The organism is Streptomyces sp. NPDC002144 (genome assembly GCF_053593695.1).
On record NZ_JBSFDB010000011.1, the window covers coordinates 1 to 15,903 of the forward strand.

14 protein-coding genes are annotated in these 15,903 nt (G+C 70.7%); 8 read left to right on the forward strand and 6 right to left on the reverse strand.

Translation table 11 applies throughout. The features are described from left to right. Positions 1-588: 588 nt before the first annotated feature. Entirely contained in the window at positions 589-822 is a 234-nt protein-coding gene (locus ACWCQ1_RS18210) for a hypothetical protein (protein WP_358593486.1), read from the reverse strand. 337 nt (positions 823-1,159) lie between these two features. Between ACWCQ1_RS18210 and ACWCQ1_RS18215 the strand changes: the two genes are divergently transcribed. Next, on the forward strand, positions 1,160-1,843 hold the full coding sequence (locus ACWCQ1_RS18215; protein WP_451026881.1) for a TetR/AcrR family transcriptional regulator: 684 nt from the start codon (positions 1,160-1,162) through the stop codon (positions 1,841-1,843). 177 nt (positions 1,844-2,020) lie between these two features. Here ACWCQ1_RS18215 and ACWCQ1_RS18220 read toward each other — a convergent pair whose 3' ends face one another. Then, a complete protein-coding gene (locus ACWCQ1_RS18220; RefSeq protein ID WP_358593484.1) occupies positions 2,021-3,637 on the reverse strand; it encodes an MFS transporter in 1,617 nt (538 codons plus the stop codon). A gap of 185 nt (positions 3,638-3,822) precedes the next feature. Between ACWCQ1_RS18220 and ACWCQ1_RS18225 the strand changes: the two genes are divergently transcribed. Further along, entirely contained in the window at positions 3,823-4,470 is a 648-nt protein-coding gene (locus tag ACWCQ1_RS18225) for a TetR/AcrR family transcriptional regulator (protein WP_451026882.1), read from the forward strand. Beyond that, positions 4,467-5,201, forward strand: coding sequence for an LmeA family phospholipid-binding protein (locus tag ACWCQ1_RS18230; RefSeq protein WP_451026883.1), 735 nt, complete (start codon positions 4,467-4,469; stop codon positions 5,199-5,201). The genes ACWCQ1_RS18225 and ACWCQ1_RS18230 overlap by 4 nt, the downstream gene beginning before the upstream one ends. A 12-nt stretch (positions 5,202-5,213) precedes the next feature. Here the strand turns inward: ACWCQ1_RS18230 and ACWCQ1_RS18235 are convergent, their stop codons facing one another. Beyond that, positions 5,214-5,849: a TetR/AcrR family transcriptional regulator gene (locus ACWCQ1_RS18235; protein WP_451026884.1), complete on the reverse strand. Its 636-nt coding sequence runs from the start codon at positions 5,847-5,849 to the stop codon at positions 5,214-5,216. A gap of 135 nt (positions 5,850-5,984) precedes the next feature. Here ACWCQ1_RS18235 and ACWCQ1_RS18240 point away from each other — a divergent pair, with 135 nt between their 5' ends. The 4 genes from ACWCQ1_RS18240 to ACWCQ1_RS18255 are packed head-to-tail and all read left to right on the forward strand — an operon-like array spanning position 5,985 to position 11,656. Continuing rightward, the gene (locus ACWCQ1_RS18240; protein WP_358593480.1) at positions 5,985-7,130 is read left to right on the forward strand and encodes a VOC family protein; all 1,146 of its coding nucleotides are present in this window, start codon (positions 5,985-5,987) and stop codon (positions 7,128-7,130) included. Between the two features lie 23 nt (positions 7,131-7,153). Beyond that, positions 7,154-8,092, forward strand: a complete 939-nt coding sequence (locus ACWCQ1_RS18245) for a fumarylacetoacetate hydrolase family protein (RefSeq protein ID WP_358593479.1) — start codon at positions 7,154-7,156, stop codon at positions 8,090-8,092. A gap of 19 nt (positions 8,093-8,111) precedes the next feature. Beyond that, a complete protein-coding gene (mhpA, locus tag ACWCQ1_RS18250) occupies positions 8,112-9,692 on the forward strand; it encodes a bifunctional 3-(3-hydroxy-phenyl)propionate/3-hydroxycinnamic acid hydroxylase MhpA (RefSeq protein WP_451026885.1) in 1,581 nt (526 codons plus the stop codon). Beyond that, positions 9,689-11,656: an acetoacetate--CoA ligase gene (locus tag ACWCQ1_RS18255; protein ID WP_451026886.1), complete on the forward strand. Its 1,968-nt coding sequence runs from the start codon at positions 9,689-9,691 to the stop codon at positions 11,654-11,656. The genes mhpA and ACWCQ1_RS18255 overlap by 4 nt, the downstream gene beginning before the upstream one ends. Positions 11,657-11,660: 4 nt before the next feature. On the opposite strand, the gene ACWCQ1_RS18260 is transcribed toward ACWCQ1_RS18255, so the two are convergent. From ACWCQ1_RS18260 to ACWCQ1_RS18270, 3 genes are all read right to left on the reverse strand, one after another. Then, positions 11,661-12,254 carry an RDD family protein gene (locus tag ACWCQ1_RS18260; protein WP_451026887.1) on the reverse strand — a complete coding sequence of 198 codons (594 nt, stop codon included), beginning with the start codon at positions 12,252-12,254 and terminating at the stop codon, positions 11,661-11,663. Between the two features lie 608 nt (positions 12,255-12,862). Beyond that, positions 12,863-13,450, reverse strand: a complete 588-nt coding sequence (locus ACWCQ1_RS18265) for a response regulator (RefSeq protein ID WP_451026888.1) — start codon at positions 13,448-13,450, stop codon at positions 12,863-12,865. A gap of 143 nt (positions 13,451-13,593) precedes the next feature. Next, positions 13,594-14,478 carry a LysR family transcriptional regulator gene (locus ACWCQ1_RS18270; RefSeq protein ID WP_451026889.1) on the reverse strand — a complete coding sequence of 295 codons (885 nt, stop codon included), beginning with the start codon at positions 14,476-14,478 and terminating at the stop codon, positions 13,594-13,596. Between the two features lie 226 nt (positions 14,479-14,704). Between ACWCQ1_RS18270 and ACWCQ1_RS18275 the strand changes: the two genes are divergently transcribed. Then, positions 14,705-15,838 (forward strand): M20 family metallopeptidase, encoded by a 1,134-nt coding sequence (locus ACWCQ1_RS18275; RefSeq protein WP_451026977.1) that lies wholly within the window; start codon positions 14,705-14,707, stop codon positions 15,836-15,838. The last annotated feature ends 65 nt before the right edge of the window (positions 15,839-15,903 follow it).

The following is a 15,903-nucleotide window of genomic DNA, read 5'->3' on the forward strand; positions in this document are numbered from 1 at the left end:
GCATCCGCAGCGAGAAGGGCATCCGCTGGGGCGGACGCCCCCTCGCCACCGCAGCCTGAACGACCCGGCGAACCTATGCGGTCAGAGCACTAGCCATGTCCGTTCCCTCGGGAGCCTCGAATCGACAGCGGCGTGCCGGGCGGGGAGCAGGTCCCGCTCGTACACGATCTCGACTTGCAGCAGACCGACGGGCTCGGTACCGCTCATCGCAGGATGCCTCCCGGTAGCCGGGTCCCGGGTCCGCATCTCCGGAACGGTCAGCCGACGTCGACTTCGAGGAGCCCGAGGCGGACGGCCTCGGTGACCGTGCCGGCCCGGTTCTCGGTGCCGAGCTTGCGGTAGATCCGGACCAGGTCAGCCCCTGGGCCAGCAGTCGTACGACCTCGGTCTCCCGCTCGCTGAGCACCGGCCCCGGGTCGGCGGTCCGGCCGACGAGACGGGCCACCGCCTCAGGGGCCAGGCCCATGCCGCCGACGGCCGCCGCACGCACGGCGCGGAACAGCTCCTCGGGCGGGCCGGCCTTGAGGATGTAGCCCCGGGCGCCCGCCTCCACCGCGCGGAGGACATCGTTGCGCCCGCCATAGCTGGTCAGCACGACGACACTGACGCGTCGCCGCCCTGGTAGAGCACGAGCTTGCCGCCCTCGGCGACGGCGGCCTCGTACAGCTCCTCCAAGGAGCGCCGCTCCTCACGGACTCCGAGCAGCGATGGTCCGGCGCGTCGGGCGTCTGCCGCGGCAGACGCCCGGCCGGCCGCGGCCCCGGCGATCGCGACGCCCGCGCCTGCGGCGAGCAGCCGGCGCCTGCTGAAGTCCCTGGACATGGTGGGAATCCTCTCGATCGTGTGCGCTCTGCGATGCCGTCGGTGGCGACTCCGACCCGACGCCCTGACAAGCCTCGCGGGACGAGGTCCTGCTCCGCGCCGCCCATTGGCCGGGACCGGATTCAACCGTTCGATGGAGCCAAGAGCCCTTTACTGGCCGGCACTTCGGCGTTCACGGCATCCGCTGCCTGATCTCACCGGCGGCTCATCGGGCACCTCCGGCATCAAGGAGCTTCCCGCCTGACTTCCCGCTGCGCGGCGGGCACGCGCGTCTGCCCCTGGCCCCGACCGGTCCCGGATGCGGCCGCGGATCGGTCGTACCCGCCCACGTGCCAGAATGGAGAAGTCCGTTCTCCATTCCGGCTGCTCCGAGGTTCCCTTCGTGTCCCAGACCGTCGGCCGCGTGCCCCAGCGACGCAACGCACGGTCCAACCGGGCGCGCATCCTGGCCACCGCGCGCCAGGAGCTGGGGCGGAATCCCGACATCACCCTGGAGGAGATCGCCCGCGCCTCCGGTGTCGTACGGCGCACGCTGTTCGGACACTTCCCCGGGCGGGCCGCGCTTCTGGACGCCTTGGCCGAGGAGGCCGCGGAGGCGCTCCAGGCCGCCGTCGCGGTCGGAGCGGACGCGACGGAACCGGCCGACCGGGCGCTCGCCCTCTTCTCGTTGTCGCTCTGGCCCGTGGGCGATCGCTACCGGATGCTCCTGGCGCTGGCCCGGCGGGACCTCGGTGTGGAACGTGTCGCCGGGATCCTGGAACCGGCCCGGGTCAGGGCCACGGCCATCGTGGAGCAGGGACAGCGGGACGGCGTCTTCCACTCCCAGCTGCCCGCCTCGGTGCTGAGCGCCGGCCTGGAGGCGATGACGGTCGCCCTGCTGGAAGAGGTCAACACCGGCGCGCTGGAGGACGACGGCACCCGGGTGGCCATCACCGCGCTCATTGCGGCCGGCGTACCGGAGAAGCGGGCGCGGGCCGTGGTCGACGACGTGGCCGCCGCACAGGACACCCCGGCCGGCTGAGCCACGACACGGGCCATACGCACCTCCTGGCCCACGCCACGCCCCTGATGCGAAGAGGGGGACCGTGCCGGGCGTCCCCTCCCGGCACCGTCCCGGGGCCGTGCGCCGCTCAAGGCACGGCCCGTCCTGGGGGTGGAGGAGGCCGGAATCGTGGTTCCGGCCTCCGGCGTACGGGGCTCAGGCGTCCACGGTCTCGGTCTGCTTCTCGGTAGCCGGTGCCGCTGCTTCCGCACCGTGCTTGCCGGTGTGCTTGCGGCGGCCGGGCAGGACGGCAATGACGATCAGGGTTCCGGCGGCCATGATGACGCCGCCGATGAGACTGGTGTGGGCGATGGCGTGGGCGAAGGACTCGTGCACCGCCCCCAGCAGGGTCTGGGCCTGCTCGGCGCCGCCCCGGGGGTTCTTGGCGACCTGCTCGGCGACCGCGATGCCGCCGCCGACGGAGTCCTTGGCGGTGTCCAGGGCCGCGGGCGGGAGGTGAACGCCGACCAGGTCGGTCAGCTTGTCCTTGTAGGACGTGGCCAGCAGCGAGCCGAGGACGGCGATGCCCAGCGCGGCACCGAGTTCCAGCGCGGTGTCGTTGGCCCCGCCGCCGACGCCCAGTTCGTCCTCGGGGAAGGAGCCCATGATCGTGTCGGTGGCCGGGGACAGGCTCAGGCCGATGGCGAAGCCGAGCAGCAGCAGCGGGGCCAGGAAGTCGGTGTACGTCGAGCCCGACTCGATCCGCGTGAGCAGGAAGACGCCTGCCGTGCCGATGACCATGCCGGTGCCGACCACCACCTTCACGCCCAGCTTCGGGGCGAGCCTGCCGGTGACGGCGGCGCCGACGAAGACCGCGCCGGCCAGCGGCAGCAGGCGGATACCGGTCTCCAGGGCGTCGTAGCCGAGGACGAACTGCAGGAACTGGGTGGAGTAGTAGATCGAGCCGAAGGTGCCGAAGAAGAAGAACAGCACGGCCATCATCGAGCCGCCGAAGGGGCGCTCGGTGAACCTGCCCACGTCCAGCATGGGGTTCGGGTGCTTCAACTCCCAGGCCACGAAGGCCAGCAGACCCACACCGGCGACGACGGCCGCGGTGATCGGGCCGACTCCCCAGCCGAAGTGCGGGCCCTCGATGGTCGCGTAGACCAGGGAGCCGATCGAGACGATCGACAGCAGACCGCCGACGTAGTCGATCCGCCCCATGCCCTCCGCCTTCGACGGCGGGACCAGGAGCAACGCGCCGACGACGCCCAGGACGGCGATGGGGACGTTCATCAGGAAGGTCGAGCCCCAGGCGTGGTGCTGCAGCAGCCACCCGGCGGCCAGCGGGCCGGCGGCGATGGCGAGACCGGAGGTCGCGGACCAGGCGGTGATCGCCTTGGCGCGCTCGGCCCTCGGGAAGATCGCGACCAGTAGCGACAGCGTGGCCGGCATGACGACGGCGGCACCGACGCCCATGATCGCGCGGGCCGTGATGACCAGGTCGGTGTGGTGGACCAGGCCGCCCATCACGGACCCGCCGATGAAGATCAGGAGACCCAGGACGAGCGCGCCCCGACGGCTGTACTTGTCGCCTATCGCGCCGAGTACGAGCATCAGCGCGGCGTAGGGGACGGTGTAGCCGTCGATGACCCACTGCAGGTCACTGCTGCTCAGCCCCAGGTCATTGGTCATGTCGGGGGCGGCCACGATCAACGACGTGTTCGCCATGACCACGATCAGCAGGCTCAGGCACAGCACCAGCAGCGCCCACCAGCGGCGCGGATAGGGCTCGGTCATCTTCTCGACGGGTGTCTTCGCAAAGAGCGGCATGGTCAGGCTCCTCGGCAGGGGGTGAAGCGGTGGCTTCGGGGTGCGGATCGATGGGAGCGGCGCAGGCGAGGCCAAGAGGAAGCCCGACGCCGGGGCAGTTAATTGCCCGTCAACGTGCAATCTAGTTTATTGCCCATCGATGTGCAACTATCGAGTCGCCCTCTCCCGTCGACCGGAGGTCCGCCATGACCCACGCACCACCCGTGACAGCCGCACGGGAAAGCAGCCGATCCCTGCTCACTCGGGCTCGCATCCTCGAAGCGGCCCGGGAGCAACTCGGCCGCGACCCCGACAGCAGCCTCGGTGACATCGCCGAGGCAGCAGGCGTCGTACGGCGCACGGTCTACGGCCACTTCAACGGCCGGGCCGCGCTCATGGAGAGGCTGGTGGAGGAGGCCGCGCAAGCATTGCTGCAGGCGGTCGAGGCCCCTCGGGCGCCGCGGACGGATGCCGTCACGGAGCTGGCCCGTTTCATCCTCGCCCTGTGGCCCGTCGGCGACCGCTACCGCATCCTGCTCCGCCTCGCCCCCCACGACCTCGGCCCCGACCGGGTCACCGAAGTCCTCTCCCCCGCACGCGACATGGCGGAGGCGATCATCTCCCGGGGCCGACGGCAGCGGGTCTTCCAGACCTGCGCCCCGCCGTCCGTACTGGCCCGAGCGCTGGAGGCCTACCTGCTAGGGCTCCTGGAGTGCGTGAACAGCGGGGTCTGGAGCGACGACGGCACCGGCACCGCGACCGCCGCCCTGATCGCCATGGGCGTGGACGCGCACAGCGCCACGACGTGCGTCCACGGACTCGTCCGACCCGAGAGCACGGCGCCGTGCATATGAGCCCCCCGACCACGACCAGGCGACGCCTGATCATCGTCGCCGCGTCCCTGGTGGCTTTGCTGACAGGCGCCGTAGCAGTCGACAGGATCGCCGCAGCTCGCGCGGAGAGCCGCACGGCGGAAGCCTTCCAGGACGGAATGGGAACCGCCGATCGGCCATCGGTACACGTCAGCGGCTTCCCCGTGCTGACCCAGCTCACCGAGGGCCGCCTGAACCACGTCGACCTGACCGCCCACGACATCCCCGCGAACGGCACGACCCGGCCCCTGCCGGTGACGAAGCTGACGGTCGGGATGGACGGGCTGAAGACCTCCGGGAGCGCCGATGAAGCACACGCCCGCAGTGTTCGGGCGACCGCCCATCTCTCGTACGCGGACGTGTCGAGCGCGCTCGGCGTGGAGGTGTCGCGAGGCGACGAGTCGGGCCGGGTCGACGCGACCGCGAGGGTGCCGCTCGTCGGTGACGTGACCGTGAGCGTGGCCGTCTCGGCGGCGAGCGGCAACCGCATCGCCTTCACGGACGTACGCGCGAAGCAGGACGTACGCGCGGAGCAGGGTGAACTGCTTCCCCCGCTGAAATCACTGCTCGACAGGGCCCTGGACGAGCCCATTCCGCTGCGGAACGTCCCCGCAGGACTGCACCTTCGCTCGGTCACCGCCACTGAGGACGGGATCGACGCCCGCTTCACGGGCCGCTCGGTCACCTTCCGCCCGGAGTCGTCGTCCGCTTGAGGTCACTCGAGGTCAGTCGAGGTCGGGCAAGGGGCGCCTAGCGACCTCGTGGGCGTCGTCCGCCGGCAGGCCCAGCATGCGCAGGACCATCTCCGCGAGATTCACCGCGGCCTCGTCCCCGTCCACCTCCGGACGGGCGAATCGCAGCTCCACCAGGGACAGCAGGGTTCCACCCAGCGCGGACAGGGCGACGGTGGGGTCGACGGCGGTGAGGCGGCCGGAGGCCACGCCGGCCTGGAGGTCACGCAGGGCCCGGCGGGTCAGGCCGTTGTCCGAATGGATGTGGCCGAGACCGCCACGGCGCAGGACTTGCATCAGCTCCGGGTGGGAGTCGGCCATGCGGGCGCTCATCCGGAAGCCGGCAGCGACGAGTTCCGCCGGGTCGTCGATCCCGGCCAGGCGCCTGTCGAAGTTCTGGCCGAACTCCTCCAGCGCGTCCACCACCGCCGTCTCGAACAGCTCGTTCTTCGACTCGAAGTGGTTGTAGAAGGAGCCGAAGCCAACGTCGGCGCGCTCCGCGATCGCCTGGATGCTGGCGCTGGTGTCCCCGGTCTCGGCGAGTATCTGCCGGGCCGCACGGATGAGCGCCTTCCGGGTCACGGCACGGCGCCGCTCGAACCGGTTGCTGGGCGGGGCTGACGTAGGCATGTACAGAGTGTAGCCGCGTAGCGATGGCGATCGCAGTCCTGATGAATCCATCATTTCCTCGCGCAGACGTCTTGACGAAGAGAACTGTCAAACTTGATGATTTCCTCATTACGACTGTGTTGCTTGGAGGGCACCATGTCTGAAACCCGCGTCCACGGGGCCGACGTCAGGACGGCCCACCAGGACCTTCACAGCGAGCAGGGCGCCCTGCGCGGCGAACACCCCGGGCGGTCCCGGAACCCCGTCATCAAGGTGGCGGACCTGGCCTGGCTGGAGTTCGAGAAGCCCGACCTGGAGCGGGCCGAGGTCTTCGCCCGGGACTTCGGCTTCCAGGTCGCCGCCCGCACCGAGCGCGAGCTGTGGCTGCGCGGCACCTTCGCGGGCTCGCCCTGCATGGTGATCAGGCGTGGCCGGACCTCCCGTTTCATCGGCCCGGCGTTCCGCGCCGCGGAGCGGGCCGACCTGGACCGGCTGGCCCGCGCGACGGGCCGGGACGTGCGGGACGCGGACGTGCCGGGCGGTGGCAAGGTGGTCGACCTGCTCGACCCCTCGGGCTTCCCCGTGCGCGTGGTGCACTGCGGCGAGCGGCTGCCCGCGCTGCCGGAGCAGCGGCCGCTGCTGCTCAACTTCGGTACCGATCACCGCCGTACGAACGCCACCCAGCGCCCGCCGCGCGAGCCGTCCCGCATCCAGCGGCTGGGCCATGTGGTGCTGGAGACAAGGGTGTTCGCCCGCGCCCTGGACTGGTACCTGGACACCCTCGGCATGATCGTGTCCGACTTCCTGTTCCTGGACGGGCAGCGGGGCCGGGGACCCACGATGGCGTTCATCCGCTGCGACCTCGGCAGCGTGCCGGCCGACCATCACACGCTCGCCATGCACCTGGGACCCGGCACCGGCTACGTCCACTCCGCGTACCAGGTCACCGACCTGGACTCCATCGCGACCGGCGGGGAGTACCTCAAGGAGCGCGGCTACAAGCGCAGTTGGGGCATCGGCCGGCACATCCAGGGCAGCCAGCTCTTCGACTACTGGCGCGACCCCGACCACTTCATGCTGGAGCACTTCGCCGACGGCGACCTGTTCTCCTGCGACCTCGAACCCGGCTGGGCACCCATGTCCACCAGCGGACTGGCCCAGTGGGGACCGCCCGCCACCCGCGACTTCCTGGGGGCGAGCCCCTCCCCGCAGCGCATCCGCGACGTCGTCCAGGCCCTGCGCGGCGACAACGAGATGGACCCCGCACGCCTGCTCGGCCTGCTCAAGGCCGCCAATTCCTGAACCCTTTCACAGAGAGCCATGTCATGAGCACCAATGTCCTGCGCACCGCCGACGGCTGGTGGGTCGTCCGCGGCGACCGCGCCCTCCCCGTCGACACCAAGGCCGCCACCACCGCCGAGCTGCTCGCCGACCGCGACGCCGTACGAGAGGCGGCCCGCTCGGGTGAGGCGGGCACGCCAGTCGCCGACCTGGCCGCCCTCTCGCCGGTCACCACCCCCTGCCGGGTCGTCGCCCAGATGGTCAACTACCGCAGCCACGCCCGCGATTCGGGCTTCACCGGCGACATCCCGGCCACCTTCTTCCGCAAGGCGTCCGGCTCGGTGAGCGGCCCGGGCGAGACCATCGTCCGCCCGCCGCATGTGAAGTTCCTCGACTACGAGATCGAACTCGGGCTCGTCATGGGCGCGCCCCTGCCCGTCGGCACCGTCGTCGAGGAGCGGGACCTGCCCTCGTACGTCGCCGGGCTGGTCGTCACCAACGACGTCAGCGCCCGTGACGTCCAGCTGACCAAGACGCAGTTCTACGAGAGCAAGTCGTACCCCACGTTCACGCCCACCGGGCCCCACCTCACGCTCCTGGAGCCGGAGGACTTCGCCCGTCTCCTCGATCTGCGGCTGAAGTTGAGCGTCAACGGCGAGCTGCGTCAGGACCGCACCCTGGCGGACATGATCGTCCGCCCGGCGCAGGCGCTCACCCTGCTCGCCCGCTTCCAGACCCTGGACGCCGGCGACCTGCTGCTCACCGGCACCCCTGGTGGTACGGCGCTGAAGGCACCGCCGAAGCCGGTGGAGAAGATCGGCGCGCTGCTGCCGCCCGCGGTGAAGTGGAAGGCGTTCTTCAAGAGCCAGGCGAAGAACCCGCACTACCTGCGCACCGGGGACGTGATCACGGCGACGATCGCCACCCCGGACGGCCGCATCGACCTCGGCGAGCAGCGCACGCCCGTCGCGGCCGTGAACTAAACCCAGAGGTGAGCCGCACATGACCGTCGACGAAGCCGCCCGTGTGCCCGTCGTGATCGTCGGGGCCGGGCCGGTCGGCGTGACCGCCGCCCTGCTCCTGGCCCGGCACGGAATCCGCAGTGTCGTCCTCGAACGCCACCGGGACATCTATCCGCTCCCGCGCGCCGTCGCCACCGACGACGAGGTGTGCAGGATCCTGCAGGCCGCGGGCGTGGGGGAGGAGTTCACCGCGATCGCCCGCCCGGCGAAGGGGCTGCGGCTGCTGGACGCCCGGCACCGGGTGATGGCCGAGTTCCGGCGCACCGAGCACGGCCTGCACGGCTATCCGCAGACCAGCATGTTCGACCAGCCCGAGCTGGAACGCGTGCTGCGCGAGGCCCTGGCCCGGCGCCCCGAGTGCGAACTGCGCGGTGGCGTGGAGGTCACCGGCGTCGTCCCGGACACCACGGGCCCCGTCCGGGTGACCTACCGCGACGACACCGGCGACCACGAGCTGTGGGCCGAGGCGGTCCTCGGCTGCGACGGCGCCAACAGCCTCACCCGCGAGGCGATCGGCGGCACCTGGGAGGACCTGCACTTCGAGGAACGCTGGACGGTCATCGACGCCGAGACGACGGGCCCCGTCCGTTGCTGGGAGGGCGTCGACCAGGTCTGCGACCCGGAGCGGCCGGGGACCTTCATGCGGGTGAAGGAGAACCGCTACCGCTGGGAGTTCCGGCTCCGGGACGGGCAGGAGACGGTCCGCGAGCTGGTCGCCCCGTGGCTGCCGCCCTCGTACGACGGGGACTTCAAGGTCGTCCGCGAGACGCAGTACACCTTCCGGGCACGCGTCGCCGACCGCTGGCGCAGCGGACGGGTCTTCCTGCTCGGGGACGCCGCGCACCTCACCCCGCCGTTCGTCGGACAGGGACTGTGCTCGGGCCTGCGAGACGCCCACAACCTCACCTGGAAACTCGCTCGCGTCCTGCGACAGGGCGCGGACGAACGGCTGTTGGCGACCTACGAGAGCGAACGCAGACCGCACGCCCGGCATGTGGTCCGGCTCGCGGTCATGATGGGCTGGGCCATGACCGGCGGCCAGGACGGCGCCGCCGCGCTCCGCCGCAGGCTGCTGTCCGCGGCATGCCGCATACCCGGTCTGACCGAACGGGCCGGCCGCGACCTCAGCCCGCCCCTGACCGCCGGACCGCTCGTGCGGCGCGGGGTCCGCCGGCGCCTGGCGGGCACGCACTGTCCGCAACCGCGGGTGAGCGTCGACGGACGGTCCACCCGTCTCGACGAACTGCTCGGCGACTCCTTCACTATCCTCACCACGGCCGCCCCCTCGCCGTCGCTGACCGCGCTCGCCCAAGCTCTCGGCATCAAGACGGTGACCGTGGCAGACCTCGGCGACGACGGCACGCTGGCCGCCTGGCTGCGCGCCGGCCGGGCGAACGCCGTCCTGCTGCGCCCCGACCGCGTGGTCCTGGACGTCGTCCCGGCCGGCGCCCGCGACTTCACGGACACCGCGGCCTGGGCGCCCCTGCTGCACACCACGCGCAGCCCCCACCCTTCCCCTCGGACCGCCGAGCAGAGCCTGCTGAGGAGCGCCGCACGATGACCAGGCCGTACCCGGAACCCTTCACGACGCCCGATCCGCAGGCCGTCGCCGACAGCCGCATCATGGACTTCGCCCGTCACGTCGGGGTGGACGGCACCGACTACACAGCCCTGCACCGGTGGTCGGTCACCGACCTGGAAGGCTTCTGGGCCGCGGTGTGGGAGTACTTCCACATCGACGCGGACACCCCGTACGAGCAGGTGCTGGCCGAGGAACAGATGCCCGGCGCCCGCTGGTTCACCGGAGCCACCCTCAACTACGCCCACCACGCCCTGCGCAACCTCGACGCCGACCGGCCCGCGATCATCGCACTCGACGAGACCGGCTCCGGCCACCAGCTGACCGGCGAGCGGCTGCGCCTCCTGGTCGCGTCCGTCGCCGCGACCTTGCGCGACCTGGGCGTCGGCCAGGGAGACCGGGTCGTCGGCTACCTCCCCAACACCCCGCACGCCATCGTCGCATTCCTCGCCGCGGCGAGCCTGGGCGCGGTGTGGTCGGTGTGCGGCCAGGACTACGCGCCCAGGGCCGCCGCCGACCGGTTCGCCCAGCTCGAACCCACCGTGCTGATCGCCGCCGACGGCTACCTCTTCAACGGCACCACCCACGACCGCCGCGACGCCGTCCTCGAACTCGCCGGATCCCTCCCGACCTTGAAGGCGACCCTCCTGGTCGATCATGTCGGCCTGCCCTGGCCCGAGGCCAACTACCCCTCTCTGGCGATCCCGTGGGAGGACGCGTCCACCCGCACCGAGGAACTGGCCTTCACCGCCGTGCCGTTCGACCACCCCCTGTGGGTCGTCTTCTCCTCCGGCACCACCGGTCTGCCCAAGGGCATCGTGCACGGCCACGGCGGTGTCCTGCTCGAACACCTCAAGACCCTCGCCCTGCACTCCGACCTCGGCCCCGGCGACCGTCTCCTGTGGTACACCACCACCCACTGGATGATGTGGAACCTGGTCGTCTCCACCCTGCTGACGGGCGCCACGACCTGCACGTACGACGGCAGCCCTGCCCCCTACGCCAAGCCCGACGTGCTGTGGGAGCTGGCCGCCCGCCACCGGGTGACGGTCTTCGGCACCAGCCCCCAATTCCTGCTGGGCATGGCCAAGTTCGGCATCAACCCCTCGGCGCACGACCTGTCGTCGATCCGCGTGGTCGGCTGTACCGGCTCCGCCCTCCCGGCCTCCGCGTACCCCTGGGTTCGCGACCACGTCGGCGACCGCGTGCTGCTGGCCTCCATCAGCGGCGGTACGGACGTCGTCTCCGGCTTCGCGGGCAGCGCGCCCAACACCCCGGTCTGGGCAGGGGAGTTGTCGGCCCCGCATCTGGGCGTGGCACTGGCGGCGTACGACGCCGAGGGCATGCCGGTGGTGGACCAGGTCGGGGAGCTGGTCGTCACCCGCCCCATGCCGTCCATGCCGCTGTACTTCTGGAACGACCCCGACGGCACCCGCTACCACGACGCCTACTTCGCCTCCTATCCGGGCGTGTGGCGCCACGGCGACTGGATCACCCTCACGGGCCACGGCTCGGTGATCGTGCACGGCCGCTCCGACTCCACCCTGAACCGCAACGGCGTACGGCTGGGCAGCGCCGACATCCACGACGTCGTCGAACGCCTCCCGGAGATCGCCGAGGCGCTGGTCATCGGCGCGGAGGAACCGGACGGAGGCTACTGGATGCCGCTGTTCGTGGTCCCCGCCGCCGGTACGACGCTGGACGACGCCCTGCGCGACCGCATCCGCGAGGCCATCCGCACCGGCGCCTCACCCCGCCACGTACCCGACGAGATCATCGAGGTACCGGGCATCCCGCACACCCGCACCGGCAAGAAACTCGAGGTCCCGGTCAAACGCCTGCTCCAGGGCGCCCCCGTCGAACAGGTCGTCAACCCGGCGGCGGTGGACACCCCCGACCTCATCGCCCACTTCGCCCGGCTGGGCGCGGAACGCCGGAACCGGTGACCGCTCACCGATTGGTCGTCCGAGGGTGGAGCTGATCTTGCTGATCGGTGACCACGATGGTCGTGGCCATTTTATCCCAAAGCTCTTGCCTGTTCTGATCCCACAGCAGCCAGAAATACGGGATCAAAAGAGTGAAGGCGGCCAGGAATCCGATGATGGGCTTCGCGATGAATTCCCTGAAGAACATCCTCCACCATCGGGCCGTGCGGGCCTCGGGAGGATACACCACCCGCATACGAAGCAACTGTTTGGCCGGCGTTTGACCGTACTGGAAGACGATGAAGGCCCAGATGATCCACCCAATCACCAGGGTGCAGACCACGAGTACGCTTTCCAGAATGTACCCACCGAGGCGGAGGCCGGCAGTCGACAGGGTTACCCCTCGCGGCAGAAATAGCACTTGATTGCAGAATTGGCAGGACTGTCCGCTTCCAGCCGCTTGTCCGCACGAGGGACATATAGCGGCTGTGACCAATGGCGCCGGTGGCACCGGCGCAGGTGTAAGCGGAGGCGGCGACGCCTGAGGCCGTTCAGGCCACTGTTCCCACGCTTCGGATTTTCGTCCGGTGTCCCGGTGGTCACTAGATTGTTGTCTCATAATCGACTCCCGCTACTCAGTGACCGAAGGGATTGAGGGCCTTGGGAGCCGTCCGAGGCGGCGATCATTACCGGGAGACGCGCCGCCAGGACCCTGTGGATGTCCATGGAGACCACATCCAGGAATGGGGCGGTTTCGATACAGGCAACTGCTGTTTCCAGCGGATCACAGGTGGGGGGTTTTCGCATGTCGATCTAGAGGGGCCTCATGCCGGCGTTGGACCGAGCTTGGCCTTCTCGGTTTCGACGAAGTCAACGAGTAGGCGCTCGTCGCTTGCTGAGCTTGGGTCACCGTGGGACCGTGCCGGCCTTCTTACACCGACGGCTGGACCTGTTGCCCGGAGGATGACGCCGAAGTCGGCCTCCAGCGTGAGCCGTTCTGGCCGCTGAGGGATGCGGTTCTGGATGGACTCGACGTGGCGCTCCATGTCGTCGGGCGGTCCGGGCGTCGTACGCACGGAACTTGGCCGTGTTCACGCGCCGCTTGTCGATCAGGGGCGTGCGCCGCCCTGTCATGGTGGGTGTGGCCGGCCTGGGCTCCAGGCCGCCGACCGGGTCCGACAACGACCTGGGCCCGAACTGCGGCACGTATCGAGGCCGGCCGGTGCCTCAGACCTGTCGGTCTCCCGCGCGGACCAGGCCGGTCTCGTAGGCGATGACGACGAGTTGGGCGCGGTCGCGGGCGCCGAGTTTGGCCATGGCGCGGTTGGCGTGGGTCTTGACGGTGACCGGGGTGACGAAGAGGCGTTCGGCGATCTCGTCGTTGGCCAGGCCGGTGCCCACCAGGGTCAGCACCTCGCGTTCCCGGGGAGTCAGTGAGGCCAGTCGGCGCGTGTCGACGAGGTCGTGGGGGGCGGGCTGGGCGAGGAGGCGGGCGATGAGGCCCTTCGTCGCCGCGGGTGAGAGCAACGCCTCACCGTCGGCGACGAGGCGGATGGCGTCGAGGAGCTCGGCCGGTTCGACGCCCTTGCCCAGGAAGCCGCTCGCGCCGGCCCGAAGTGCCTCGATGACGAGTTCGTCCTCCTCGAAGGTGGTCAGCACCAGGATCCTGACTCCGGCCAGGTCCTCGTCCCGGCCGATGAGCCGGGTGGCCTCGATGCCGTCGACCTCGGGCATCCGGATGTCCATGACCACGACATCCGCACGCTCGGACCGGACCAGTGCGGCGGCCTCCCGACCGTTGGATGCTTCGAGCACGCCGGCCTGAGATGGGCGACCGACCCGGCCAACGGCACCATGCGCTGCGGAACTTCGAGGCACCGGCCGCCGAGACCTTGGTCTCCGTCGAGGGGCGTGAGCGGTGTGTCCGCCTCCGTCAAGTCGACGGTTTGATCGACTGTTCAGTCGACGGCGTCGCGCAGCAGATCCCGAAGTTCCAGTGCCGCCGGTAGCGGGACAGCGGGCAGTGCCACATGGACGGTCCGGCGCAGGGCCGAGTCGGTGAGGCGGCACAGGACGAGTTCGTCGGGGACCGCCCGGGCGGCCAGCGAAGGCACCAGGGCAACTCCCAACCCGGCGGCCGCGTAACCGAACTTCGCCGTCCACTCCGCGATCCGGATGATCTTCCGGGGCATGAAGCCCGCCCGCGCGCAGGCGTCGGCGAGCATCGTCGGACGGTCGCCGTACGCGCTGTGAAGCCATGCCTCGTCGCGCAGTTCACGCAGGTCGACCGGCCCGGCTCCGGCCAGGCGGTGCCCGCGTGGGAGAGCCACGAACAACTCGTCCTCGCACAGCACGGTCGTCGTGACACCGTCGGACGACGGCAGACCGGAGGGGTAGTCGCTGACGACGGCCAGGTCCAGCGCCCCGTCCGCGAGGCGCTCCATCAGCGTGTCGCTCCAGCCCTCCACCGCGACGACCTCGACATCCGGCCTGGCGTCCCCGAGCGCCCGCAAGGCTGTGGGCACCAACGAGATGTTGGCGGTGGCGAACGCGCCCACGTGCAGCAGCCCGCCGAACCCCGCGTGCAGCACGGCCAGTTCCCGCTCCGCCCGTGAGAGCCGGTCGAGCACGTCCATGGCGTGCCGGTGCAGGGTACGGCCGGCGGGATTGAGCCGTACGCCCCGAGGGAGGCGTTCGAACAGCGGCCCGCCGGCCTGCTGTTCCAGCGCGGCGATCCGCCGGGACACCGCGGACTGCGTGTAGCTGAGCCGGACCGCCGCTTTCGTGAACGACCCTGTCTCGGCCACGGCCACCAACAGCCGCAGCGCGTCGACCTCGAACACCTTCCCCTCCCCCGAGACCTGTTTTTCTCCAGCCTCTCCTCCGGCGCCATCCTCCCACGACACATTCCTCCTGCGCATAGATCCCATGCAATCCAGTCGCTGGTGGAATGCCCCGTCCGGCCATAACGTCGTTCACGCGGCGGGGTTCGACAGGGGGACCGGCCCCGCCGCACCCGTGGCCCACGAGATCCGAGGGGGACATGTGTCCACGCTCTCCTTGCCGACGATGCTGGCCGATCTGGAGAAACTCGTGCTCTGCGAGTCCTTCTCGGCCGACCACGCGGCGGTGGCGCGCAGCGCCGAGGTGGTCGGCGCCCTGGGGACGGCGCTCCTGGGGACCGAGCCGGAGACCATCGCGATCGACGGGGTGACTCATCTGCGGTGGACCTTCGGCACTCCACGCGTCCTCCTGGTGGGACACCACGACACGGTGTGGCCCATGGGCTCGCTCCACGACCACCCCTGGTCGGTGACCGGCGGGACCGCCCGTGGCCCGGGTGTCCTGGACATGAAGGCGGGCCTGGTGCAGATGCTCCACGCGCTGGCCTCCCTGCCCTCCCCGGACGGGGTGTGCGTACTGGTCAACGGGGACGAGGAGGTCGGCTCCGCGACCTCCCGGGAACTGATCGAGGAAGCCGCGCGGGGGTGCAGGGCCGCTTTCGCACTGGAGGCCTCCGCGGACCAGGAGGGTGCGCTCAAGATCGCCCGCAAGGGCACCTCGCGGTACGAGGTCGTGGTGCACGGCCTGGCCGCGCACGCGGGTCAGGAACCGCAGAAAGGGGTCAACGCGGCGGTGGAAGCCGCTCATCAGGTACTGACCATCGCCGGCCTCGGCGCCTCGCTGGGCGCTGACAACGACGGCCACTCCGTTCTGGGCCCCGCCACCGTCACGCCCACCCTGCTGTCCGCCGGCACCGCCCGCAACACGGTGCCCGCGCTGGCCCGGGTGTCGGTCGACGTACGGGTGCCGACGGCGGCGGCGCAGGAGCGGGTCGACGCGTTCATGCGGGGGCTCACCGCCCGGACGCCCGGAGCCCGGCTCGAGGTGCTGGGCGGCGGGCAACGGCCGCCCATGACACCGGAGTCGTCCAGCGAACTGTTCGCCCTCGCCTCGCGGCTCGCCACGGACCTGGGGCAGCAACCGCCGCGGGGCACCGCCGTCGGCGGCGCCTCGGACGGCAACTACACCGCGGCGGTGGGCTGTCCGACGCTGGACGGCCTTGGCGCCGTGGGTGCGGGCGCGCATGCGGACGACGAGTACGTCGAGGTCGCGCAGATGGTCCCCCGCGCCCGTCTGCTCGCTCGGCTCATCGAGCACACGGTCCATCACTGCGCCACGAAACCGAGGCACCTCACATGAGCGAGGACTCCACACAGCGCTGTCCGCGTGGGCAACTCAAAGCACGCGGGTGCGTCACTTCGGTG

Coding starts and splice junctions, on each gene's coding strand:
- ACWCQ1_RS18210 (WP_358593486.1), bottom strand. CDS start 822: ATGTCCAGGGACTTCAGCAGGCGCCGGCTGCTCGCCGCAGGCGCGGGC.
- ACWCQ1_RS18215 (WP_451026881.1), top strand. CDS start 1,160: ATGGAGAAGTCCGTTCTCCATTCCGGCTGCTCCGAGGTTCCCTTCGTG.
- ACWCQ1_RS18220 (WP_358593484.1), bottom strand. CDS start 3,637: ATGCCGCTCTTTGCGAAGACACCCGTCGAGAAGATGACCGAGCCCTAT.
- ACWCQ1_RS18225 (WP_451026882.1), top strand. CDS start 3,823: ATGACCCACGCACCACCCGTGACAGCCGCACGGGAAAGCAGCCGATCC.
- ACWCQ1_RS18230 (WP_451026883.1), top strand. CDS start 4,467: ATGAGCCCCCCGACCACGACCAGGCGACGCCTGATCATCGTCGCCGCG.
- ACWCQ1_RS18235 (WP_451026884.1), bottom strand. CDS start 5,849: ATGCCTACGTCAGCCCCGCCCAGCAACCGGTTCGAGCGGCGCCGTGCC.
- ACWCQ1_RS18240 (WP_358593480.1), top strand. CDS start 5,985: ATGTCTGAAACCCGCGTCCACGGGGCCGACGTCAGGACGGCCCACCAG.
- ACWCQ1_RS18245 (WP_358593479.1), top strand. CDS start 7,154: ATGAGCACCAATGTCCTGCGCACCGCCGACGGCTGGTGGGTCGTCCGC.
- mhpA (WP_451026885.1), top strand. CDS start 8,112: ATGACCGTCGACGAAGCCGCCCGTGTGCCCGTCGTGATCGTCGGGGCC.
- ACWCQ1_RS18255 (WP_451026886.1), top strand. CDS start 9,689: ATGACCAGGCCGTACCCGGAACCCTTCACGACGCCCGATCCGCAGGCC.
- ACWCQ1_RS18260 (WP_451026887.1), bottom strand. CDS start 12,254: ATGAGACAACAATCTAGTGACCACCGGGACACCGGACGAAAATCCGAA.
- ACWCQ1_RS18275 (WP_451026977.1), top strand. CDS start 14,705: ATGCTGGCCGATCTGGAGAAACTCGTGCTCTGCGAGTCCTTCTCGGCC.